The following is a 25,964-nucleotide window of genomic DNA, read 5'->3' as shown; positions in this document are numbered from 1 at the left end:
TGGATTTACTTTATTTTGACTGGTAAAGAGTGCCATTCATGCTCAATATTTTCCATTAAGATTGCATTGTCAAAACGAATACTGTTTTCTGGAAATATGCTCTGATTTTCAAAAAAGCTGGACGATACCTGTCCTACTGTAAGAGGTGTTACCTTCCATTGATACGTGTGAAGTCGTAATCCGTCAAAGCCTTTCCCATTGGGAGAATATCCATCACATCCCTTTTCAAAAAAATCAGCAACTTCATCCAGTGTACCGAATATCGATTCTTTAGTAAAAGCAGACGCTACCTCTGCGGAGATGGATACAGAGGTCTGATCTGAACTTAAGATATCAATATGATAAGCGTGCCGGTTTTCTTTAACTTCAAACGTTGCAAGGTGATGTTTTCCCGGAAATATTCTCCCACCTGCTATCGAATTAATCCTTGAAGAAGTGTCCCGTCTGGGGATATATACTCCTTCTTTAATAATATCTCCTTCATCCCATTCGACAGCAATTCTATGTGCAGCATTTTCGGATCCTATGCCTAAAATATCAGGCAGTCCTTTTGGTTTTATATGCTTTAATCGAATCAGACAGATACCCACAATCGCTTTTCCTTTATAAAGTTTGGGTCTGAATGGGGTTGGTAAGATACCTGATATAATTTCAGGATCTGCAGTATAATTGATAAGCAATCTTCGTTCAATATAGCCGTGTATGACAGGTATTTTCATATTGCAATCGTATTAGAGATTATATTCCTGCTCCGCTTTCACCAATTGATCAATGTCACTAGCGCAGATGTAAGATTTCAGTGCTTCAAATTTTTCTTCCGGCCAGGAGTACAATTGCATTTCTGATAGTTTTGCTATTGTTTCTTCCGGAAACCTGTAACCGATCAGTTTTGCAGGATTTCCTCCGACAATGCTATAGGGCGCTACGTCTTTAGTAACAATAGCTCCTGCGGCCACAATAGCGCCTTCACCAATACGAATACCCGGCATGATGACCGATCGTATGCCCAGCCACGCTCCGTCACAGATATGTGTATCTCCTTTTGTTTTATATGATGTTTCCAATGTTTCCACGAAAGGATATAAGCTAAACCAATCCGAACGGTGAGTATTATTACCACCCATCAGGATAATGACTTCCGCCCCGATGCATACGTAATTACCGATATAGAGCTGATCAATTTTCCACTGTGGTTCCCAGGTTTTCAGACTGTAGGCATCTCCATAGAGATAACGCACGACAGATTCTTCAAAAGATCCTGTCCATGCAGCACTGTAATAACTTTTGGTACCTTTTATATGAATATTGGTATTGGTTACGGTTTCATGCAAATATTCGACTATTGACCAATGTTTTTGTTTCCCCTCTTTCATGCTATAATATTCAGATCAACCACGAATATACCCTTTATTCACGGTTTAGGAAGTGAAAAGCAGGTGTGATTAACAGAATATTATTTTTATTAAGGAGCCGATTAAAGTATATAATTGTAAAATTACAGGCTAAACTTTGTTTGTTTTGATATAATTTAATCTTTTAAGGGTTGATGTTGATTGATTTTAAACAATTGTCTATTTTTGTTTTGATTATGTCAACAGGGAAAAGGTCAGATGAAAATAAATCACGGGATACGTATCGTGCAAAGGAAGAAGAACCTTTGCGATTGTTGTTCAATGATGTTTTCTATACCTATGAAAAGGCCCTTTTCAGATTAGCGTTAAATACCTGTAAAGAAGAACATGTTGCACATGATATTGTGCATGATGTATTTTTGAAACTCTGGGAAATCCGTCAACAGCTCCACGAAATCAAATCTATAGAATCCTTTCTGTTTACGATGACTCGAAATAAAATTATGGATCATCTCCGTAAAGTGGCATCTGATGCAAGGTTAAGGCAGGCTATCTGGGAATCTATGCAGAATATAGTTGATAATCAGCCTCCTCCGGTAGAATACAAAGAGTATAAGGAAATTCTACGTAAGGCTGTGGATAATCTTCCGGAACAACGTAAAGCCATTTATCTGATGCGGGATGAAGGATATAATTATCAGGAAATCGCAGATGAATTTGATATTTCCAGACATACGGTGAAAAATCAGATATCAGCCGCTATGAAATCCATTCGCAAAGTTTTTTCTAATTTCCTTTCTTTCTGAAAAATTATTTTCCTGTTTTACAGTGTGTTGTGATTTTATTGGAGAAAAATTAATTCTTCGGATAGGACACAGGCAGGCTTGCTCCGTCTTTATTTAGAGACACCCCATATGAAGACACGTATTCGTTATTTGCTGCGCCGTTATTTTTATAATCATGCTACCCATCAGGAACTTGTTGAGTTTTTTGATATTGTTCGTAGTGCGCAATATGATGACGAATTATCGGTATTACTTAAAGAATTATATGAGGAGCTGAAGCGTGAAGATCCTTCTCTCACTTTTGTTGATGCGGAGGGTAATCTTATGGAACTTCCGGATAGGGACAGAGTCCAATCCTCAACGGATAAAGTATCTGCTGTATCTTCTTTAAAAAGGTGGATGGTTGGTCTGTCGGCAGCTCTTGTTGTCTTGTTTTTCTCTTGGGGAGCTTATCGGATATGGGGACATACAGAAAGCGAAAAGCCCGGGGAATATGTACAGGTTATCAAAGAAGCTGCAAATGATGAGAATAAAGTACTTCATCTGGCAGATGGTACTACAGTCTGGCTGAACGGATCATCGCGTCTGGAGTATCCTCAAAATTTTGAGAAAGGTAAACCCAGAGAAGTTACCCTTATCGGCGAAGCCTATTTTGAAGTTCATAAAGCTGCTGACTGGCCATTTATTGTACATACCGGCACCATCAGTACAACGGTGGTTGGAACGGAATTTAATGTAAAAGCATATCCTGGAATGAAGGATGTCATGGTAGCAGTTAAAAACGGCAAAGTAAAAGTCAGTAAGAATGATAAATTACTTGCTGTATTGCAGAAAGATCAGGAATTAAGAGTGCCTGTCATAGCACCAGTACAGCAAATGGAAGAACATATCCTCACGGATAAGATGGCGGGTAACTGGAAAGACGGTTATCTGGAATACGAAGACGAAAGCATAGCATCTGTGCTTCTGGATTTGCAACGCATCTATCAGATCGAAATAATATTAGAGAAAAAGGAAATTGCAGACAAAGCTGTGACGTTATCCGTACGAAAAGACAGCGGCTCTTTGCAAGTGTTGGAGATCCTGTGTGCGCTCACAGAGAGCCGTTTGAAAACAGATAAAACAAACTATATCATTTATTAACACCTAAATAAAAACAGCTTATGAAATAGAAAGACCTATAATGAAATTAAGCCATCCCGGCTGGTCCCCGAAGATGGCTCATGGATTCAATAAACAAGTTACGTCATACTAAATCGTTATCAAAATTATGCATTTAATTCCAAAAGAGTGCAATGGGAGATTATTAATGAAAATATCCTTACTAGCCCTTATACTGACATGTGTCACGACCTTCGCAGCCTATAGCTCCAACGCCCAAAACCTAAGGGATGTAAAAGCTTCTCTGCCGTCGGAGACACTCAAACTAAAGGATGCACTTCGTCAGCTGGAGAAGCAGACGAAAATCAGATTTACCTATATGAGCAGTGATGTCAACCAAAAAACTGTGCATACAAATGGTAAGCGTACCAATCTGGCAGATATCCTGGATGACCTGTTGCAAAACACAGATTTACAATATCAGGTGATCAACCAAACCATCATTATTAAAAAAGAAAATTCCGAAAGGAACAGCTCTGAAAAAATTACAGCTCGCAATCAACAGCAACCTGTAAAAGGACATATTCTCGATGAAAAGGGTAATAAACTGGCCGGAGTTACAGTACGATTAAAAGGAACTAATCTGGTGACATCAACCAATGGAAATGGTTACTTTGAATTTTCAGGAGCACCTGCCACCCAACCCGTCCTTATTGTGTCTTATGTCGGATATCAGTTACTTGAGCAAGCCTATACTTCTTCATCTGCTGAAGGAATAGAACTTCGTCTTCAACCTGATCTGGGAAATCTGGATGAAGTAACAGTCATAGGTTATGGTACTACAAGTAAGCGCGTAAGTACCGGATCTACAGCTGGTATTTCCAGTGATATTATACAACGAGCACCGGTAAACAATCCTTTAGAGGCTTTACAGGGGCGTATTGCAGGTCTTGAAGTCAACAGTTCCAATGGATTGCCAGGAGCCTCCTTTAATGTGAGATTAAGAGGTATTAATTCCCTGAATGAAAATGCGAATGCTCCCCTTTATATTGTGGATGGTGTGCCGTATTTTTCTGAATCCTTAAATGTATTCACCGGAGATAACGGTTCACAAAGTCCGCTGGCAGCTATTAATCCTGCTGATATCGAACGGATTGATGTGCTCAAAGATGCGGATGCAACTGCAATATACGGATCAAGAGGAGCGAATGGAGTCATTCTGATTACCACAAAAAAAGGACAGACAGGTAAAACGCAGGTTAGTTTTAATGCTTACACTGGTGCAGGCAAAGTATCCAATAATCTGGAAATGTTAAGTACTGCTGAATACCTGGAATTGCGCCGGGAAGCTTTTGCCAATTCCGGTGGAACTCCCGACCCTGAAACTCCTGATCTGTTCCAATGGAATCAGACTGAAGATCAGAACTGGCAGAAGCTGCTAATGGGAAATACAGGTAAACTTACGGAAGCTAATTTTTCGGCTTCAGGAGGATCTGAGCTGACTACTTTCCTGATGAGTGGAACATTTAGAAATGAAACTACTGTACAGCCCGGAAATAACGGATATAAGAAAGGAGCCGGAATGTTGTCGATCAATCACAGGTCGAGTGATAATAAGTTTTCTATATCTGCAACAGCTAATTACACAGGCGATTTGAACGATGCATTGGCTACCGACATAAGTCAGTATTTTAACCTGTCCCCAAATTTGCCAATTTATGATGATGCAGGTGATTATTACTGGTACGGAAATATACAGAATCCATATGCTTTTCTGGATCGTAAATCAGAATCTCGTAATAAAGCTTTGTTGTCCAGCGGAACTATACGGTACAGCCCGTTGAAAGGATTGAATCTTTCTGCTACGGTTGGTTATAATCATACTGCATTGAATCAGTTGCAAATGTACCCTAAAAGAAGTTTTAATCCGCAAAACTCTACCGTAAGCATGTCCTATTTTGGTAACAGCAGCATCTCTTCGTACAGCATAGAACCACAGGCCAGCTATACGTACCAACTCGGAAAGGGAACTTTTGATGTTCTGGCAGGTACTACATGGCAGCAAAGTGTACGGGATGGTCAGTTTTTACAGGCAGAAGATTTTACTTCAGACTCACAACTGGATAATATCAATGCAGCTGTGACAATCCGACCGCGTACATTCAATTATTCCAAATACAGATATCAGGCCGCTTTCGCACGTGCTACCTATAACTATAATAACAAATACATACTGAATGCAACCTTCCGTCGTGATGGCTCATCCCGATTTGGTCCGGACAAACGTGTAGGTAATTTTGGGTCTGTAGGCGCTGCATGGGTATTCACAGAAGAAAATTGGTTTAAGGAAGCCGTTCCGTTTATGAATTTCGGAAAGTTACGCGGAAGTTACGGTTCCACAGGTAATGATCAGATTGGAGATTATGGATTTATGGATAGCTGGAGTTATCTGAATTATCCATATGGAGGAGTAGCTGGTTTGTATCCTACACGTGTTGCCAATCCTACATACAGCTGGGAAAGAAACCGTAAGTTGGAAGGCGGACTGGAACTTGCTTTCTGGAACAGCCGGCTGACTCTGAATATCAATCACTATTACAATAAATCGGACAATCAGCTTATCAGTTCAACATTGTCTCCACAAACCGGATTTTCCGGATATACGGCTAATATGCCTGGTATTGTTGAAAACAGAGGCTGGGAGTTTGAAATTGGTTCTACCAATTACAGAACGGATGATTTTGAATGGAAAACAAATGCCAACCTGACAATCTCACGCAATAAACTGGTCGCTTATCCCGGACTTGTAGGGTCAGGGGAGGAAGGCCGATTTGCCATTGGTCAGCCCCTGGATATTGTATTCGGTTTTCAGTTTACAGGTGTAGATCCACAGACAGGTCTTGCACAGTTTGCAGATCTGAATGGAGATGGAAAAGTTGATAATAATCTTGGAGACCAATATGTATTGGGGACGCATCTTCCTAAGTTTTTCGGTGGATTGAGTAACAGTTTCCGGTATAAAAACCTGGATGTAAGTTTTCTGCTCCAATTTGTAAAACAAGAAGGAGAGATGCTGAATTTCGGATATATGTCGCCGGCGAGTCTGGGATCACTGGCCAATTTTGACAAATCAGCGTTGCGACGTTGGAGAAATCAGGGCGATGTAACAGATATTCCACGAGCTGCAGCTTTAGCAACAGATGACGGTTATAAGACATACAATACCTTTTACAGACATTCTGACGCACAATGGGGAGATGCTTCCTTCATCCGCTTAAAGAATGTAATGGTCAGTTATGATTTTACTTCGTTGTTATCAGTACTTAAGACACAGCGCATCAGTTTGTATGCACAGGGGCAGAATCTGTTTACTATCACTGGATATGATGGTTTTGATCCCGAAACAAGAGGTTATGTAGTACCTCCATTGAAATATTATACTTTAGGCATTCGTTTCACTTATTAATTACGACCATGAGATCATATCTATATATATTTATTGGCTTTATTATCTGTAGTCTTACTGCTTGTGAAAGCTATCTGGACGCAGGTCCTCCTAAAGATCAGATGCCTTCTGAACTGGCTTTTTCTGACGATAAGACGGCTACAGCGTCTGTGACAGGCGTATTTTCCCGCATGAATCAGTTGAATTATCAATTTGCCAATGTACTATCAATGATACTGCCTGCAATGTCAGCAGATGAATTTGTCTATGCAGTAGCTTCAGCACCATATGATGAATTTAAAAATAATGCTGTACTGTCTTCCAATTCTAATGTGACTACATTGTGGTCGCAGCCCTATACTTATATTGCACAGGCTAATCTCTGTGTGGAAGGGTTGGAAGCTTCTACAAATCTTAGTCCTAAAGTTAAAAGCCAGTTATTGGGAGAAGCTAAGTTCCTACGGGCATTCTGTTATTTTTATCTGGTCAACTATTTTGGTGATGTACCTTTGATTCGGGGTACAAATGTGATGGAAAATAATACTAAACCCAGAACACCTCAGGCAGAAGTCTATGCCGCTATTATCGAAGACCTTAAAGATGCCAAAGAAAAACTATTTCCGGGTTATCCTCAGGTAGATAAAGCAGATGCTAACGGAGAACGTATACGTGCCAATAAAAGTGCTGCTTCCGCATTGCTGGCCCGTGCTTATCTCTATACCAAACAATGGGATCTGGCAGAAAAGGAATCCGGAGAAGTTATCGGTACTACACAATATAAGTTATTGCCGACAGCAGATCTGGATAAAGTATTTCAGGCCAATAATCAGGAAGCAATATGGCAGCTTCAGGTTGTAAATACTGCCGGTGGCCGTAATACATGGGAAGGATTTCTGATCGTTCCTGCAGCACCGACCAGTGCTCCGCTATTTCGCCTTATTCCGGGATACCTGTATGATGCATTCGAAAATGGTGATCAGCGTTTAACCCGTTGGGTAGGAAGTATGACGACTGCTGCCGGTGTGACGCATCGCTATCCGTACAAATACAAAATCCGTACAGGAGTGACTCCCGCTAAAGAATACACCATGGTATTGCGACTGGGAGAACAATATCTGATACGTGCAGAGGCACGTCTGATGCAAAATAAATGGAGTCTGGCACAGGAGGACATTAATGCTATCCGTACGCGTGCAGGATTACAAGGACTTACATTGGGCGATGATGCCGGGGCATTACGTAAAGCACTGGAGCAGGAGCGTCGTGTGGAATTGTTCGGGGAGTGGGGACACCGCTGGCTCGATCTGAGACGCTGGCCAAGTGAAACCGGACAGGAGGGTAAAACAAGAGCCGACGATATATTACCGGCACTTAAACCCAAATGGCAGTCAAAAGCTATTTACTTCCCTTTGCCGGACGTAGCTTTACGTACCAATCCTAATCTGGTACAAAACTAAAGAACCCAGTGTACCGGAAATTATTTCCGGTACACTTTTTATCCTATTCGTGATAAGCGAAACAATCCAACGATCATGTTAAAAAGAATACTATTATCTCTGATTTGTGTCATTGCGATAATTTTTAACAGCAATGCAGCTCCCCGGAAAACTGTGCTGACCGGTAAAATATCAGGAGTAAAGGCTGGAACACTGGAACTGAATGTGCAGGAGTACAGGGTAATGGCTGCACAAAATAAAATCAATGCAGAGCTTTCGGAAGACGGCACATTCCGGTTTGAATTTGAAATCAACGGACCTGCCCGTGCTTTTCTGATATTAGGAACTACACCTGTAGAGGAAACATTTGTACTCAAAAAGGGAGATGGCCGGGATACGACTGTTTCCAGTAATACAAACCGGTCGCAGATGATCTATTTTTATCTGATGCCGGGCGACAAACAAACTTTACAGGTTGATGCAACGAATATCCCCGGTACATTAAAATTGACAGGTAAATATGCCGACAACAGTCTGTATCTGAATGAGGAAGACTGGAATTTCAACCAGTATAAAGATAAACACCTTAAAAATTATTTTGGCTACTTCCACTATTCGCCGGAACAATACCTTGAATATGTCGAAGACAGAAGAAGGAAAAGACAGGAATTCTTAACCCATTTCGCTCAAAAACATAAGTTGACCAAACAACTCAAAAAGGCCAGCGAAACGGTGTTGTACGGCGATGCTATATTGGCCAGACTTCTTTATCCTAAGATGAGAGAAAGCTATAGAAAAGATAATTATACAGCTCCTGCAGGTTATTATGATTTTCTGAATGAAGTATCACTGGATCAGTCCGGAAATGATAACGGGATCGCTTATTTTTACTTTCTGGACTATCTTTTTAAAGAAGAATATCGTCTTGCAGACACAGATGATGATTATATAGATTTTGTGGCTACTAAACTATCGGGGCGTCCTTTGTATGAGTATTATGCTTTTGCATTAGCAGGGAATTTTAAGAAAAAACTCTACGATAAGTTTGGTACAAAAAGTCCGTTTCCTGATCTGGCAAAACGTGTCAGGGAAAAATATGGTAAACTGGAAGGAATGCTGGAAGGTAATCCGGCTCCACAGGCTGTTTTTGAAAATCTTACAGGAGATAAAATTACCTGGAGCAAATGGAAGGGACAGTATATCTATGTTGATTTCTGGGCGACCTGGTGTGGCCCATGTATTCAGGAGATTCCGGCTCTTGACTCCTTGCGACATGACTATAAGGATAAACCGATTACGTTCGTAAGTATCTCGTTTGACAGTAAAAAAGACCAGCAAAAGTGGAAAGATTTTGTCGATAATAAGAAATTAGAAGGTATACAGCTCTGGGCTGATCCTGAAAATCATAAAAGTGTATCCCAGGCTCTGAATATTCTGCAGATACCCAGATTTCTGCTACTTGATCCGCAGGGAAATATTGTAGATGCCAATGCGCTTCGACCATCAGATAAGCGGATTCGCCTGCAGTTAGATAAATTATTGAAAAACTCTGAAAATAGGTTATAAGAATAACATTCTGTTGAACTTCATAAGAATAAACAGAAAAGAGTGCGCCTCAAAAGCCAAATCAGGATAATCCGGTTTGGCTTTTGTTGTTGACAGGCATATTCTTATTGTGACTGTAGAAGTTTGTGTGATCTTGCAGATCATAAGAGTCATTTTAACTATCTTTAATCCTATTAAGCTGCTTACTGTTATTATATAAAGTCATATCAATTATGAAATATACATTCTTCCTGTTTGTTCTTTTATTATGTATTACTTCTTTTTCTGCTTGTAATGGAGTCTCCAAACAAGATATTATAGAGATTTATTTTGAAAATGAAGGTACATTGACGAATAAAGCAGAAGTTCCGGAATTTGAAAAAATAGAGCAGAATAGTCCACAGCAGATCAGAGATCTCGGCAAACTGCAGATCGACTCATCCCTTTTTAATAAAATAAACAAGCGTTTTACAGAGAAGGAAAATTCTGCTGAAAAACACGATGGCGTAGAAGAAAAGGGAAAATACAAAATGTATATCCGCTTATCAAACGGAGATCAGTATATTTTGGATAACACAAATGTCTTCTATTCACAAACTAAGAATATAGCTTTTGAGGATGATAGTCTTGCCTATATAATCCGGGATCATATTCATTACTATAATGCATTTAAATTATCAGAACTCAGAGATTTTGATGACTTTATGAAATATCAAAAGCATATCAGATATGATTACCTTTCGCTGGTAGATACAACTGATGTCCGGACGTCTTATTCCAAAATTGTATTACAGCCACAGTAATATTCATAAGGTTTTTTTCTATTTGATATTGCGGTCAGCATAAGGATAATATAGCTGTAATTATTTATGCTATCTAATAGTTATTTATTGGCTGAAATAACTTAAATTCGCTGTACCATATCCTTCGTCAGCACCGTTGACAGACGAATAATATTAACCTGATTTTATATCACGTGAAAAACTTTATCAAATTTGATGTGCAGTATGATGTTGCACAGTTGCAGAAGGAACTTGCTTATTGCTTAAAAGAAGTTTGGACTGATCACTTTAATACCAATGATTATCAGGGGCGGTGGGAATGTATTTCTTTACGATCCGAATCTGGAAAAGAAGAGGATATCCGTTCACATCCGGGCAACAATACTTTTCAGGATACCGCTGTATTGCAGCATATGCCTTATGTAAAATCCATTATTGACAGCTGGAATTTTGAAAAAGAAAGTATACGTTTAATGGCGCTCTATCCGGGAAGTGAGATCAAACCACATCGTGATCCGGGCTGTCGTTATCAGGATGGAGCTTTGAGACTGCATATTCCTGTAGTAACACATCCATTGGTACAGTTTAATGTGGATGGAGAAGATATGAAGCTGGAAGAGGGGAGTTGCTGGTACATTGATTTTTCCAAAGTGCACTGGATCAAAAATGCAAGTGATACCGTACGGGTACATCTGGTGATAGATGGAAAGAGCAATGGATATATGGATGATATCTTTGCGGAGCACGGTATACCATCATATGAAAAACCTGTATATGATGAAAAAACAAAGTTGGCTATGATCGCTCAGTTAGAACTGATGGATACCGATACGGCCAGGGAGATTATCAAACAGCTAAAAGAGGAAGATTGAGCTATGCTGTATAACTGGATCCCTTATTCTCTGAAGTGGGAAGAAAACGAATGGAAAGTTCTTTGGCTGGATCTTGCAGATCATATTATTCAGGAATCTTTCTTTGATGAAACCATCCTAAATCAACGCATCTATATGCGTAACCGTTCAAAATATCAACCGCAAAGTGCTGTAGAATACATTCTGAAGCTAGCAGATGAGCTGGAGAATATAGCACCTACTGCATTTGTATTTCATGTATCGCGCTGCGGGTCTACATTACTTTCCCAGTGTTTGGCCACAGATCACAGCAATGTTGTGATACCGGAAGCACCTATTCTGGACGAAATATTAAGAATAGAAGAATTTGACTTTACGCTGTTGCCGTTAAAGGAACAGCTATTCAAAGCTGTAGTGAAACTGATGGGGCAGAAAAGATTAGCTTTTCAGACAAAATACTTTATAAAGCTGGATAGCTGGCATATTCATTTTTATGATCTTTTAAGGAGCTGGTACCCGGACGTTCCATTTTATTTTTTGACAAGAGAGCCGGAGGCTATTATTGCTTCACAGAAAAAGAGAAGAGGAATACATTGCATTCCGGGCTATATTAATGAGAAATTATTGAAAGTACCTGTACATCCGGGACATTTTGAAAACTTTGATAGCTTTACTGCCGATGTACTGCAGCAGTTCTATTTCGGTATCAGTACCATAAAAAATACGGACCACCCTCTCAATTACTACTACGATTATGGATGGGGGGTATCGGAAATGATAGCTGATTTTAATGAAGCGATTGGAAATACATTAGGCGATCTGGAGGGAATGCGTTCCAGGCTAATGCATCATAGTAAATATCCGGAGCAGGTTTTTCAGGCAGAGGAACCGTTGCATAATACCAGCACATTTGAACATACTCAAAAGGCATATCGACAGGCCTTGAATCAGTTGACACAAAAATAATATGGCATTTTTAATCCAAATGACCGGCCTTTCGGGATCTGGTAAGACAACACTTTCCAAAATGCTCAAAACAGCACTTGAAGAAGATGATTACCAGGTGGCCTTAGTCGATGGCGATACTTACCGGGCGACCTTATGTAAAGATCTGGGTTTTAGCAGAGCAGACCGTATAGAGAATATAAGAAGACTGGGGGCCGTCGCTGCAGAGCTGAGTAAACAAAATGATGTTGTTATTGTTGCTGCTATCAATCCCTACGAAGAGGGAAGAAACCTCTTGCTGAAGTATAACAGTCAACTTGTCTATATTAAATGTGATCTCCCGACACTTATAGAGCGGGATCCTAAAGGATTGTATAAGCGGGCACTGTTGCCGGAAGAGCATCCCGATAGACTGCATCAGTTTACAGGAGTGAGCGATACATTCGAACTACCACAAAACCCTGCACTGATAATAGATACTGCAGATACTTCTCCTGAAGAATGTATTGCACAGTTAAAAGTATTTGTATTGACACATAGTAAAGTTAAAGATGAATCATTCCGAACCCAATAATTTCAAAACCGAACAGCCATTGTCTGAAGAACCATTCGCTTTTCTATCGGCTTACTCCGCATTTCATCTGGAAAGAAAAGCACATAACAGGGCTACTGATGAATCTTTTGCACGCACTTCAAATGCGTTCTTAGCTATTTTTGAGCTTGGGCTTTTTGATACGATTAATTTTCTGTTTAACGAGTATACAGATGTGGAAAGTTTCAGGCAATGGATTATATGTAAAAAAGGCGTGGAATTTTATAAGAGTGCACGCCTGAAATTTGAAGAATGGGAAATACAGCGGGATGTTAAAACAGAAAATTATAGCAGTAAAGTACTGACAGAAGAACAATTAAAGTATTGGGAAGAACAGGGATATCTGAAAATCTCGGGATTGGTATCCGAAGAGGACTGTGATGCTGTTGTAGATCATATTTGTTCGGTATTATCCATAAATTTAGAAAAACCGGAGACCTGGTATCAGGAACAATACGCTCTGCAGGGGATTATGTTACCTGATGCAGTTGGTGCTGCAGTGGAAAAAGTCCGAAACAATACAGCTGTAAGAGCCGTATTTGCTGATCTGTACAAAAGTGATGCAATCTTTCCTAATATTCTGCCATTAGGATATAACCCACCCGAAAGTATGGGATACGCCTTCAGAGGAAGTCGTATTCACTGGGATATTGATTTTTCAATAGGTCCGCGCTATCATATACAAGGGCTGCTTTATTTGCATGATGTTCCGGAGCATGGCGGAGCATTTAGCCTTGTTCCGGGGTATCATAAGCAAATTGATCGGTTACTGGAAGAATATGGTTCTCCGGAAGCTGCAATGCAATATCTGGCTGGTGCAAATCTGGAAAAACACATCAGTGGTAAAAAGGGAGATCTTATTTTGTGGATAGAATCCCTTCCGCATGCAGCTACCGCTAATAAATCTGATAATCCTCGCTTTGTACAATATATTAACTTCGGCAGATAATAAGGATCTTATACGTTATAATACTTATGAAAAATACAGCAGATAACCTGAATAGTTTCCAGACAGAAACTGAATTTCAGGAAGAAACGATACGTGTTATTAATTTTCTGAATGAGATCGGGATTCCGGTATTGGAGCAGGAAAATAAGCAGGAAAGCTTTTTGCCGGGTATATATATTGATAAAGGACGACTTCTGATTGACCGGACAAAACTTTTACACCCCGGCGATATTCTCCATGAAGCCGGTCATATTGCAGTGATGTCTGCTGAAGAAAGACGGCTGTCATCCGGAGACTTATTTGAGCATATAGATAAAAATGCATTGGAAGGCTATGAATTATCTGCTATAGCGTGGAGTTATGCGGCTTGTGCCTTTCTGAATCTTCCCGCATCGTTTGTTTTTCATGATAAAGGATATAAGGGAGACGCTGACATGCTCATCGAAAACTTTGAACAGGGTAATTACTTGTTTACTCCGCTGCTTCAGTATTACGGACTCTGCTACGAAATCAAAAATGCAGTGCTTCATCAGGTAGCTCCCTATCCGCATATGTTAAAGTGGATACGTGAATAATTAAGGAAGATTCTGCTGTGAAAACTTATATTTTACATCCTGATAAAGATATAATTTTAGTTACTGGTTGTATATGCAGGACCTGGTAACAGGTTGCAGGTTATATATTTACCTTTTGTCCTCTTTTTGTCCCCCCTGATTTTACCCTCAGAAACACTTCAATTATGTAAAATTGTATAAAGTATAATTGCATATTTTTTTAGTAAAAATAATTTTTAATAAAAAATATAAAAATTTGCAATTATGTGAAATGAATAATATTATATTTGTATACCAAAATTATTAACGCATACCTATATAATATAGAAAAACAAACCAATCATTAACAGATAGATTTTTCTATTCGTTGTTTTCCGGGATCGTTTTGAGCGTCGCAGATGCTTGGATTGATATTCGGAATGTTGGTCATTAACCTCAGAGTTTATATGAACAAGTCTGTCGATTTTATTCCTGATATGAATAATCATTCGGTAATGGAGCATAGCCATTCTTCTGCTAAAAGAGAAGTTTGTTCTTTCCATATAGGTATGATCCTGCCAGTAAATACAGAACAGCGGATTGCAAAATATTTTCAAAACGGAGTAAAGTCAATTGTAGAAAACACAAAAGAATCCGACGTTCAGATTTCAACGGAATTAGTCGCGCAGTCTACCTTAGCCAGATATACTGAAGCTGTCTCCAAATTATTTGAATTTGAAGAGGTCGATCTCATTATCGGTTTTTTCTCGACACATGAAGTATCAGCCATAGCTAAACTTTCTGAAAAATTTAAAAAACCTATTATTGCCTGTCATTTGGGAGAGCATCTGCCTCTTTATACTGAAAAATATGCTTATCTGTACGTATACAGTTTGTCCGTGTGGCAACATGTATGGGCGCTGGGCCGTTGGACTGCTTCAACGTTAGGTCCAAAGGGATTGTTTATTTATGATCTCTACGATGGCGGATATGCGTTTGGTGCTATGTTTGATCTGGGCATGAAACAAGACAGCCCTGAAAGTAAGCTATCGTTTCATATGCTTTCAAATACGCAGGAAGGCAGTCTGGATATGACTGCTTTATTCAACTTACTGGAGCACGATAGACCTGATTTTATATATTCCAGTTTAAACGGAGCGCAGGCCGGCCGTTTTTTAGATGCGTTTGCAAATTCTTTATATGCTAATATTCCTTTAGTAGGATTACCATTTCTGCTGGATAACGGTACTTCAACTCCTGAAAATATAAGAGCGTATACTTCTTCAATTTTGTCTGCTGATACAGTAGATAGTATATATAGTAATTGGGGAAAGAACCTGGCCATACTGGTTAATAATATATTCAGTAGTCAGGAAGAAAGTGTTCAGAAACTTCAGTCCTCATCAAAAGAATTATTAGGGACATGGCAGCTAAAGGAGTTGGCCGCAGATATCGTGATAAACCGGAAAAATTCTAAAGCGGATGATTCAGTTGGAGAGAAGAATATAGTCTATCATGTTACTCCTCCTGATGCCGGAAACGAATCATTATTAAGTTTGCTGACAGATATAAATTCAGCATGGACAAATAGCTATTTGACCCGATGATCGCTCCAAATAATATACGCATTGGACTGATCTGTAACACAGATATTGCTGCTGCTGCGGCAGCACAATTAGCTGCGGAAAATATACTGGCAGGGATTGCAGTTCTGGATACAAATGCGATATATTTCAAACAGATTTTTGCCAGTGCAGGAGTCAGTGAAAACCATATCAAGGTAATTCATACTACTTCCTGGAAAGAACAACTGGCGGATTGGCTGGCTGTGATAAAAGCAGATGTAGCTTTAGTCTTTGCTTTTCCTTATTGCATACCTCAGCATATTCTAGATCTTCCTCCTCATGGCATATACAACCTGCATCTGGGTACTTTGCCTGTCTACAAAGGGGCTGACCCTTTATTCTGGCAGATTAAAAATCAGGAACAGCAAATAGGTATAAGTATACATAAAATGACGGCAGTTATCGATAATGGACCTTTAGTAATAGAAGCGTTTACTCCTTTGCATGCAGCCGAAAACTATGGATTATTAAGTGCCCGGCTACGAGTAGAAGTCATAAGCTATATTCAGCAGTGGTATAAGGGATTGCAGGAAGGTACATTGACCAGCAGAGAACAAGACATAAGTACTGATCAGGCTTTCGATCAAAAGCCTGCTGCGAAAGATTTACAGATACATTGGTCAGCGCAGTCAGCCTCAGAAATCCGGGCTCTGGCACAAGCCTGTAATCCTAAATACGGAGGAGCAACTGCTTTTTATGGTAGGCAGGAAATACGGATTCTGGAGGCTGAAATCATTAATCTGGAAGAAAAAGCTACATATAGAGCTGGTGAAATTGTATATGCTGACAGCTTGTATGGAGTAATTGTAGCATGTAGGAATGGAGCGTATCTGCGTATACTGACTGTCAGTATGCAGGAAGGATATTTCTCCGGATCTAAATTATTTACAATGGGATTAGTAAAAGGACAACAACTAAATTAAAAATATTATGGAAGGAACTATGGCAGAGATACGGCTGTTTGCTGGAAACTTTGCACCTAAGTATTGGGCTTTTTGTGCAGGACAAACTTTAGCGATTAGTACAAATCAGGCTCTTTTTTCATTACTGGGAACAACGTATGGAGGAAATGGAACTACCAACTTTCAGCTTCCTGACTTTCGGGGCAGAATTCCGGTAGGAACAGGAGCTTTCGGTACTGCAGGTCTGACACTACCTTTAGGTTCAAAGGTGGGTACAGAAAATGTTACACTTCTTGAAAGTAATCTTCCAGCCCATTCTCATCCGGTCATTATAAGCGGAACATTACCTCTGACTGTAAGTAAAAGTATTGCAGATAAGAGTACCGTTATTGACGGACTGTCACTTGCTGCTCCCGCACGCTCGGCAGGAAGAGCAAAAACACCAACATTAGGATACAACAGTCAGGCCGGTTCAGTCAGCTTAAATCCGGCAAGTATAGATCTCACAGGTATGACATTGACATTGGCACCTGTCGGCAATACTAATAATGCTCACAGTAACTTTCAACCTGCTTTAGGAATGAATTATATTATTTGTTTACAAGGAATTTATCCATCAAGAAATTAAATTATGGAAGGATACATAGCAGAAGTAAGAGGTTTTGCCGGAAATTTTCCTCCGGCTGGCTGGTTTTTTTGTGACGGAAAATTATTAAGTATAAATGATTATCAGGTTTTGTACTCAGTGATAGGAACAACTTATGGCGGAGATGGTGTTAACACATTTGGCGTACCTGATCTCAGAGGAAGGGTACCTATTGGTACAGGGCAAGGTCTTGGATTAACAAATGTTGTACTGGGACAGGTAATGGGAACGGAGACAGTTACATTATCGTCTGCGCAATTGCCTGTACACACGCATAATGCAGTAGTGAATGCCGCAAATGTTCCGTTTGCGATAAAAGTAAGCCCGGCAGCAGCGACTCTTCATGCAGCAGCGACAGGCTCACAATTGGGGCAACCGATGGCTGACAGTACCCCTACATTGGGATATACTTCAGCTAATCCGGATAAGACAATGAGTGATAGCTCGTTGAATGCGAGTGGATTAACTGTGACTACGGGAACGATGGGAAGCTCCTTGCCTCACGAAAATATGCAACCTTTTTTAACAACAAATTATATTATATGTGCTGAAGGAATATATCCTTCACGAAATTAATAACATTATGGACGGAACAATAGGAGAAATCAGACTTTTTGCCGGGACCTTTGCACCAAAAAACTGGGCGTTTTGTCAAGGGCAACTTATAGCAGTCAGAACTAATACGGCTTTATTTTCTATTATAGGTACTTATTATGGGGGCAACGGAACAACAACATTTGGACTTCCTGACTTTCAGGGAAGAACAATGATAGGTGCTGGACCGGGACCGGGACTTACACCAAGAGATATAGGTGAGCAAGGTGGTGCTGCAAATGTTATGCTGACCTTGCCGGAAATAAATGCGCATAATCATATCGTAACCAGAAATGGTGCCCCTAAGCTTAAGATCAGTTCTGCAGATGCGACAGTTGCTACACCCGTCAATGGTATGTCTATTGCCAGACCTGGATACATACAAGGACCTAATTTTGTCTCAACTTTGGGATTTATTTCTGCTCCGGCAGATACCGCACTTGAAGCAGCAACTAATAATATAACCTTTAGTACAGACGTAAAGGGAAGCAACTCACCACATAATAATTTGCAACCTTGTATCGCGATGAATGTTATAATATGTCTTTACGGATATTTTCCAGCCAGAAATTAACAGCTGAATATAAAATGAATCTCCAACGAAATAACCTAAATATAAACTACCATGACTAATCAGCGACGGTCGTTTTTGAAAAGAAGCTCGGTACTATTGAGTAGTATCCTGCTTGCCAAGCCTCTTGCAGGTGCAGCTAATTCCAGCAAAAAAATCAGTTCATTCGCTGATAATAAAAGACTCATAATATACCAGACAAATGACCTTGCTTCCATAAACTTTTGGAGCAGATACAAAGAGATACTCCAATCCATAGAAGCTGAGCCAACATTAGGACTTTTATTGGATGCCGGTAATTTATTTGACATTTCTGCAGATCAGGCAGAAAATAAATCCCGGATAGCGAAGTTGAATAAAATCGGTTTTCATGCCGCTGCTCTGAGTAGTATTTATCTGCACAAAGGCGAACAGGAACTCGCAGATTTACTTTCCACGATCGATTTCCCAATGATCAACTGTAATTATCAGTTTTCCAATGCTAAACTTCAACAGAGAATAGCACCTCATATGATTATTCAGACTAAAGGACAGAAAATCGGAATTATTGCAGTCGCCCAAAAAGCTGAAATTCATAATGTGAAAGTTTGTCATCCGTATGAGGCCGTAGAAAAACTGGGGAAACGTCTTAAAGAGAAGGAAAACTGTGATTTGGTGATTTGCCTGTCCCAATTGGGTATGAACAGAAATCACTGGAACAGCTATGATCTCGCACAGGAAACAGATTGTGTAGATCTGATACTTAGCAGCTCTGCTGAAGGCAAGGTAAAGGGAGCGATGGTATTAAAAAACAAAGCCGGAAAGGAAGTCATTCTTAGTCAGGCTTTAAAGGAAGGAAAGCTTTTGTCGAAAAACATATTAAATTATGATGCGCAGAATAACTGGCATACTTATGATCATCAGTATCTCATGCCGGCTAATCAATACGCAACGAATAAGGAGATCTATCGGGAGTTAAGTGGGATAAAACAACAAAACACATAAATTTCATATACCTGAGAAAAATAAATAACCAAGAGAATGAAAAGCTCCAATTATTACATTGAAATTTTGAAAAGTATCAAGGATATGAAAAAGGGATACCTGTTATTCCTGTTATCCCTTATACTCTGTTTCGGAAAAGCCTGGGGGCAAACCGAAATAACAGAAACATTTGAATCAGCGGCGGCAGGAGCGTCGACTTTTACAAGTGGAGGAAAGACATTTACTATTATTAGTAAAGCTGAATCAGGGAAATTTGATATTCAGGATCTTTATCCGGTTACAGGATGGAACGGAACTGGTCCAGATAATAAGTATATTGACAATGACGGTACGGTAAAGGCTTTTATTGATCAAAGTTTTTCTATAAAAATAGAAGCCGGATTAACGTATTCGGTGAAAAAGTTTTATCTTTTTTTAGCGGATCATAACGCCGAACAGTACAATTCAGGAACTGTTACCATTACGGGTAAATTAGGTGGAGCTACTGTTTTTACAGCTACTGCATCTACCGGTTTTATTAAGTCTACAGCAACAAATAACGGATTTACACCTATAGATCTCACCACATTTGGCGGAGCTAATAACAGTACAAAGGTTATCGACGAACTGGAAATCAGTACGACCGAACCTTTTACATATGTGTGTATGGATGCATTGACCTGGAAACTGGAATATGTGTGTCCTACTATAACTATTGATACGCAGTCGCAATTAAATGTAGCATGTAAGGGGACAGCTACAGGTAGTGCTACTATAGTAGCAAGCGGAGGTACAGCCCCATATACATACAGCTGGACTCTGGGAGCAGGAACAGCAGCCACCGCTTCCAATCTTACGGCCGGTACATATACTGTTACAGTTACGGATAATATGGGCTGTACAGCTAATAAAACAATTGTAATTACTGAACCTGCTGCAGCATTGGCGGGAACAGCTACCAAAACAGATGTAAGTTGTTTTGGCGGAGGCAATGGTACAGCTACTGTTGTAGCGTCGGGCGGAACAGGATCATATACCTACAGTTGGGCACCAAGCGGAGGTACAGCAGCTACCGCTACAGGTCTTTCAGCAGGTACCTATACCGTGACGGTTACAGATGCGAATGCGTGTCAGATTTCCCGTACTGTGACTGTGGGACAACCTGCAGCAGCATTGGCGGGAACAGCTACCAAAACAGATGTAAGTTGTTTTGGCGGAGGCAACGGTACAGCAACTGTTTCCGTAACAGGTGGTACCACCTCTTACAGCTATAGCTGGGCGCCAAGCGGAGGTACAGCAGCTACCGCTACAGGTCTTTCAGCAGGTACTTATACGGTGACAGTTACAGATGCGAACTCCTGTCAGATCACCCGTACAGTTACTGTCGGACAACCTGCTGCAGCTTTAGCAGCAACAGCTACCAAAACAGATGTAAGTTGCTTTAACGGGAGCAATGGTACAGCAACGGTAACGGTAACAGGTGGTACCAGCGGTTATACCTACAGTTGGGCACCAAGCGGAGGTACAGCAGCTACCGCTACAGGTCTTTCAGCAGGTACCTATACAGTGACGGTTACAGATGCGAATACCTGTCAGATTACACGTACAGTGACTGTGGGGCAACCTACTGCCGCATTGACAGGTACAGCTACCAAAACAGATGTAAGCTGCTTTAATGGTACAAACGGTACAGCTACTGTTGTAGCGTCAGGCGGAACAGGAGCATATACTTACAGTTGGGCACCGAGTGGTGGTACAGCATCTACAGCGACAGGTCTTTCAGCAGGGACTTATACGGTGACAGTTACAGATGCGAATAATTGTCAGATCACCCGTACAGTAACTGTGGGACAACCTGCTACCGCTTTGACGGGGACAGCTACCAAAACAGATGTGAGCTGCTATAATGGTGCAAACGGTACGGCTACTGTCGTCGCTTCAGGAGGTGGAGGAGCTTACACCTACAGTTGGGCACCGAGTGGTGGTACAGCAGCTACTGCTACAGGACTAAGTGCAGGTACTTATACGGTGACGGTAACAGATGCAAATAGTTGTAAGATTACGCGTAGTGTGACGGTAGGACAACCTGCAACCGCATTGACGGGAACAGCTACCAAAACAGATGTAAGTTGCTTTAATGGAACAAACGGTACAGCTACTGTTGTAGCGTCAGGTGGTACCATCGGTTATACTTACAGTTGGGCACCAAGCGGAGGTACAGCAGCGACGGCCACAGGTCTTTCAGCAGGTACCTATACGGTAACGGTTACAGATGCGAATACCTGTCAGATTACACGTACAGTGACGGTAGGACAACCTGCTGCCGCATTGACGGGAACAGCTACCAAAACAGATGTAAGTTGCTTTAATGGCAATAATGGTACAGCCACTGTTGCAGTAACAGGTGGTACAAGTTCATATACTTACAGTTGGGCACCAAGCGGAGGTACAGCAGCGACAGCCACAGGTCTTTCAGCAGGTACCTATACGGTAACGGTTACAGATGCGAATGCCTGTCAGATTACACGTACAGTGACGGTAGGACAACCTGCTGCCGCATTGACGGGAACAGCTACCAAAACAGATGTAAGCTGTTTTAATGGCAATAATGGTACAGCCACTGTTGCAGTAACAGGTGGTACAAGTTCATATACCTACAGTTGGGCACCAAGCGGAGGTACAGCAGCGACGGCCACGGGTCTTGCAGCAGGTACCTACACGGTGACGGTAACAGATGCGAATGCCTGTCAGATCACCCGTACAGTTACTGTCGGACAACCTGCAGCAGCTTTGGCAGCAACAGCTACCAAAACAGATGTAAGTTGCTTTAATGGCACCAATGGTACAGCCACTGTTGCAGTAACAGGTGGTACAAGTTCATATACTTACAGTTGGGCTCCTAGCGGAGGTACAGCGGCAACAGCTACTGGTCTTATAGCAGGAACCTATACGGTGACGGTAACAGATGCGAATGCTTGTCAGACAACGGCCTCAGTTACGGTTGGAGAACCTCCTGCTTTAACAGCGACCATTAGTAAATCAGATGTAAGTTGCAATGGTGGAACTAATGGTACAGCAACTGTTTTAGCATCAGGCGGAACGGGAACACTTACCTACAGTTGGGCGCCTAGCGGAGGTACAGCGGCAACAGCGACTGGTTTGGTTGCAGGTACATATACAGTTACTATAACAGATAATAACGGATGTTTCATAACACGTACTACAACTGTCGGAGAGCCTTCTGCTACTGTGGTGGTGTCGACATCTGATGCAGTAGATGTGGCTGCACAGACAGTCACGCTTGGAGGTGATGTTCCAAATGGTGCATGTGTGATAGAAAAAGGTATTGTCTATGGAACAAATGCATTACCAACACCATCCAATATTAAAATAATAGGAGGAAGCGGAAGTGGTACGTTCTCAGTAGATATTAGTGGTTTGACAGTAAATACACTGTATCGTTACAGAGCGTATGCGATTGTCAACGGAATAGTTAGCTATGGAGCTGTTAAAGAATTTACCACATTTAAATATGATCAGCAGATCAGTTTCAATGCTATCCCTTCTAAAACATATGGTGATGCATCGTTTGATCTCGGAGATACACATACAAACAGAGGATTATTGATCACGTATACCGCGGTGGATCCTACAGTTGTAAGTATTACCGGGAATCAGGCTACTATATTGAAATCCGGTACAACAACGATCACAGCAACACAGGCGGGAGATCAGAACAATAATCCTGCAACTCCTGTGAGTCGTACATTAACAGTGGCAAAAGCTGTTATTACTGTTACAGCCGATGCGAAGACAAAAGTCTACGGAGCGAATGATCCGACCCTGACTTACAAAGTCACAGGTATGGTCAACAATGATGCAGCTACTGTGGTGACTGGAACACTGAAACGTGCAACAGGAGCGAATATCGGTACATATGCAATAAGTGATAACGATCTGACCGCTTCTAACTACACAATCACTTACGTTGGAGCAGATCTTACAATTACTAAAGCGAACTTAACAGTTACAGCTGATGCGAAAACCAAAGTGTACGGTTCGTCTGATCCGGCTCTGACCTATAAAGTCACAGGTTTGGTCAACAATGATGAGGCTACTGTCGTATCCGGAACATTGAAACGGGCAACCGGAGAGAATATCGGTACGTATGCGATCAGTGATAACGATCTGAGTGCAGATAATTACACGATCACTTATGTTGGAACAGATCTTACCATCACTAAAGCCAGCATAACGGTTACAGTTGATGCGAAAACTAAGGTTTACGGAACAACAGATCCGTCTCTGACTTATAAAGTTACAGGTATGGTCAATAATGATGCAGCTACCGTAGTGACTGGAACATTGAAACGTACAACCGGAGAAAATATCGGTACGTATGCGATCAGTAATAACGATCTGAGTGCAGATAATTACACAATCACTTATGTTGGAGCAGATCTTACCATCACTAAGGCCAACTTAACGGTTACGGCTGATGCGAAAACTAAGGTTTACGGTTCATCTGATCCAGCTCTGACTTATAAAGTTACCGGCATGGTCAACAATGATCTGGCTACCGTGGTAACAGGTACATTGAAACGGGCAACCGGAGAGAATGTAGGTACGTATGCGATTAGTAACAACGATCTGACCGCTTCTAACTACACAATTACTTATGTGGGTGCAGATCTTACGATCACTAAAGCGAACTTAACGGTTACAGCAGATGCGAAAACTAAGGTTTATGGAACAGCAGATCCTGTTCTGACCTATAAAGTAACAGATCTGGTCAACAATGATGCAGTTACTGTGGTAACAGGTACATTGAAACGTGCAGCAGGTGAGAATGTAGGAACGTATGCGATCAGTAACAACGATCTGACCGCTTCTAACTACACAATTACTTATGTGGGTGCAGATCTTACGATTACTAAAGCTAACTTAACGGTCACAGCTGATGCGAAAACTAAGGTCTATGGAACAGCAGATCCAGACTTGACCTATATAGTAACAGGTCTGGTCAATAATGATGCGGCTACTGTAGTGACAGGAACACTGAAACGTGCAACCGGAGAGAATATCGGTACTTATGCGATCAGTAATAATGATCTGGCCGCTTCTAACTACACAATTACCTATTCAGGAGCTAACCTGACCATCACTAAAGCTAACTTAACGGTTACGGCTGATGCGAAAACTAAGGTTTACGGAACAGCAGATCCTGCGCTGACTTATAAAGTCACAGGTCTGGTCAATAATGATTTGGCTACTGTTGTGACAGGAACACTGAAACGTGCAACAGGTGAAAATGTAGGCACGTATGTGATCAGCAATAACGATCTGGCCGCTTCTAACTACATGATTACTTATGTAGGAGCTAATCTGACGATTACCAAGGCCAACTTAACGGTTACGGCTGATGCGAAGACTAAGGTCTATGGAACAGCAGATCCTGCGCTGACTTATAAAGTCACAGGTATGGTCAACAATGATGGAGCTACTGTAGTGACGGGTACATTGAAACGTGCAACAGGTGAAAATGTAGGTACGTATGCGATCAGTAATAACGATCTGGCTGCTTCTAACTACACGATTACTTATGCAGGAGCAGATCTTACGATCACTAAAGCGAACTTAACGGTTACGGCAGAAGCGAAGACTAAGGTGTTTGGAACAGCAGATCCTGCTCTGACCTATAAAGTGACAGGTATGGTCAACAATGACGCAGCTACTGTAGTGACGGGTACATTGAAACGTGCAGCTGGTGAAAATGTAGGAACGTATGCGATCAGTAATAACGATCTGACCGCTTCTAACTACACGATCACCTATATAGGAGCCAATCTTACCATTACGAAGGCAACTGTTACAGGTATTACGTTAAGCGATGCCAGTGTCACTTACGATGGCAGCTCTAAATCTATTCTTATAACTGGTACTCTTCCTTCAGGTACAACCGTGAGTTACACCGGTAATAATCAGACAGCTGCCGGCAGCTATCCGGTTACGGCTAATATAGACGGAGGTATCAATTATAATAACCTCTCTCTGCAGGCTACACTGAAGATCAATAAAGCCAAACAGGTGATCAGCTTCAAAGAAATCCCTGCGGTGTACCGCGATGCGGGTCAATTGACACTTGATATTACCAGCAACAGTCCGCTGCCGATCCGTATCTACAGTGACAATACCTTAGTTGCTGAAGTTACAGGTAATCAGGAGGTGACCGTGAGAGGAGTAGGTCTTGCCCTTATCCGTGCAGAGCAGGCCGGAGATGCAAACTATATCGCAGCTGATGCGGTTACCCGTGAACTTCGTGTGCGCAATGAAGATGGAGCTAAATT

The 25,964-nt window shown here is 41.1% G+C and carries 20 protein-coding genes; 18 read left to right on the top strand and 2 right to left on the bottom strand.

The window, feature by feature from the left end:
* Positions 1 to 5: 5 nt before the first annotated feature.
* Both B4B65_RS18135 and B4B65_RS18130 read right to left on the bottom strand, forming a co-directional pair.
* The gene (locus B4B65_RS18135) at positions 6 to 719 is read right to left on the bottom strand and encodes a DUF2071 domain-containing protein (protein WP_293917606.1); all 714 of its coding nucleotides are present in this window, start codon (positions 717 to 719) and stop codon (positions 6 to 8) included.
* 12 nt (positions 720 to 731) lie between these two features.
* Entirely contained in the window at positions 732 to 1,373 is a 642-nt protein-coding gene (locus B4B65_RS18130; RefSeq protein ID WP_293917604.1) for a CatB-related O-acetyltransferase, read from the bottom strand.
* A 215-nt stretch (positions 1,374 to 1,588) separates the two neighbouring features.
* On the opposite strand from B4B65_RS18130, the gene B4B65_RS18125 reads away from it, so the two are divergent.
* From B4B65_RS18125 to B4B65_RS18040, 18 genes are all read left to right on the top strand, one after another.
* The gene (locus B4B65_RS18125; protein WP_293917601.1) at positions 1,589 to 2,158 is read left to right on the top strand and encodes an RNA polymerase sigma-70 factor; all 570 of its coding nucleotides are present in this window, start codon (positions 1,589 to 1,591) and stop codon (positions 2,156 to 2,158) included.
* Between the two features lie 108 nt (positions 2,159 to 2,266).
* Entirely contained in the window at positions 2,267 to 3,280 is a 1,014-nt protein-coding gene (locus B4B65_RS18120; RefSeq protein ID WP_293917599.1) for a FecR family protein, read from the top strand.
* Between the two features lie 166 nt (positions 3,281 to 3,446).
* Complete coding sequence (locus B4B65_RS18115; protein WP_293917597.1) at positions 3,447 to 6,704, top strand: TonB-dependent receptor; 3,258 nt, start codon at positions 3,447 to 3,449, stop codon at positions 6,702 to 6,704.
* An 8-nt stretch (positions 6,705 to 6,712) separates the two neighbouring features.
* Entirely contained in the window at positions 6,713 to 8,140 is a 1,428-nt protein-coding gene (locus B4B65_RS18110; RefSeq protein WP_201678667.1) for a RagB/SusD family nutrient uptake outer membrane protein, read from the top strand.
* A 75-nt stretch (positions 8,141 to 8,215) separates the two neighbouring features.
* A complete protein-coding gene (locus B4B65_RS18105) occupies positions 8,216 to 9,685 on the top strand; it encodes a TlpA family protein disulfide reductase (protein WP_201678668.1) in 1,470 nt (489 codons plus the stop codon).
* 212 nt (positions 9,686 to 9,897) lie between these two features.
* The gene (locus B4B65_RS18100) at positions 9,898 to 10,467 is read left to right on the top strand and encodes a hypothetical protein (RefSeq protein WP_293917593.1); all 570 of its coding nucleotides are present in this window, start codon (positions 9,898 to 9,900) and stop codon (positions 10,465 to 10,467) included.
* Positions 10,468 to 10,640: 173 nt separating this feature from the next.
* Positions 10,641 to 11,318 (top strand): aspartyl/asparaginyl beta-hydroxylase domain-containing protein, encoded by a 678-nt coding sequence (locus B4B65_RS18095; protein ID WP_293917591.1) that lies wholly within the window; start codon positions 10,641 to 10,643, stop codon positions 11,316 to 11,318.
* Positions 11,319 to 11,321: 3 nt separating this feature from the next.
* Positions 11,322 to 12,263 (top strand): hypothetical protein, encoded by a 942-nt coding sequence (locus B4B65_RS18090; protein ID WP_293917589.1) that lies wholly within the window; start codon positions 11,322 to 11,324, stop codon positions 12,261 to 12,263.
* Between the two features lies 1 nt (position 12,264).
* Positions 12,265 to 12,816, top strand: coding sequence for an adenylyl-sulfate kinase (cysC, locus tag B4B65_RS18085; protein ID WP_293917587.1), 552 nt, complete (start codon positions 12,265 to 12,267; stop codon positions 12,814 to 12,816).
* Positions 12,794 to 13,783, top strand: coding sequence for a phytanoyl-CoA dioxygenase family protein (locus tag B4B65_RS18080; RefSeq protein ID WP_293917585.1), 990 nt, complete (start codon positions 12,794 to 12,796; stop codon positions 13,781 to 13,783). The genes cysC and B4B65_RS18080 overlap by 23 nt, the downstream gene beginning before the upstream one ends.
* Positions 13,784 to 13,809: 26 nt before the next feature.
* A complete protein-coding gene (locus B4B65_RS18075; protein ID WP_293917583.1) occupies positions 13,810 to 14,358 on the top strand; it encodes a hypothetical protein in 549 nt (182 codons plus the stop codon).
* Between the two features lie 425 nt (positions 14,359 to 14,783).
* The gene (locus tag B4B65_RS18070) at positions 14,784 to 15,923 is read left to right on the top strand and encodes an ABC transporter substrate-binding protein (RefSeq protein ID WP_293917581.1); all 1,140 of its coding nucleotides are present in this window, start codon (positions 14,784 to 14,786) and stop codon (positions 15,921 to 15,923) included.
* A complete protein-coding gene (locus tag B4B65_RS18065) occupies positions 15,920 to 16,864 on the top strand; it encodes a formyltransferase family protein (protein ID WP_293917578.1) in 945 nt (314 codons plus the stop codon). The genes B4B65_RS18070 and B4B65_RS18065 overlap by 4 nt, the downstream gene beginning before the upstream one ends.
* Positions 16,865 to 16,871: 7 nt before the next feature.
* Positions 16,872 to 17,471 (top strand): phage tail protein, encoded by a 600-nt coding sequence (locus tag B4B65_RS18060; protein ID WP_293917576.1) that lies wholly within the window; start codon positions 16,872 to 16,874, stop codon positions 17,469 to 17,471.
* 3 nt (positions 17,472 to 17,474) lie between these two features.
* On the top strand, positions 17,475 to 18,065 hold the full coding sequence (locus B4B65_RS18055; RefSeq protein WP_201678678.1) for a phage tail protein: 591 nt from the start codon (positions 17,475 to 17,477) through the stop codon (positions 18,063 to 18,065).
* Positions 18,066 to 18,072: 7 nt separating this feature from the next.
* Positions 18,073 to 18,657: a phage tail protein gene (locus B4B65_RS18050; protein WP_293917574.1), complete on the top strand. Its 585-nt coding sequence runs from the start codon at positions 18,073 to 18,075 to the stop codon at positions 18,655 to 18,657.
* A 51-nt stretch (positions 18,658 to 18,708) separates the two neighbouring features.
* The gene (locus B4B65_RS18045; protein WP_293917572.1) at positions 18,709 to 19,638 is read left to right on the top strand and encodes a 5'-nucleotidase; all 930 of its coding nucleotides are present in this window, start codon (positions 18,709 to 18,711) and stop codon (positions 19,636 to 19,638) included.
* A gap of 36 nt (positions 19,639 to 19,674) precedes the next feature.
* The coding region (locus B4B65_RS18040; protein ID WP_293917570.1) for an MBG domain-containing protein at positions 19,675 to 25,964 on the top strand (6,290 nt) is incomplete at its 3' end.

Origin of the sequence: Sphingobacterium sp. UBA5789 (genome assembly GCF_002418355.1) — a bacterium.
In the GTDB taxonomy this organism is placed as follows: domain Bacteria; phylum Bacteroidota; class Bacteroidia; order Sphingobacteriales; family Sphingobacteriaceae; genus Sphingobacterium.
This window is presented reverse-complemented; position numbering and strand designations above follow the sequence as displayed.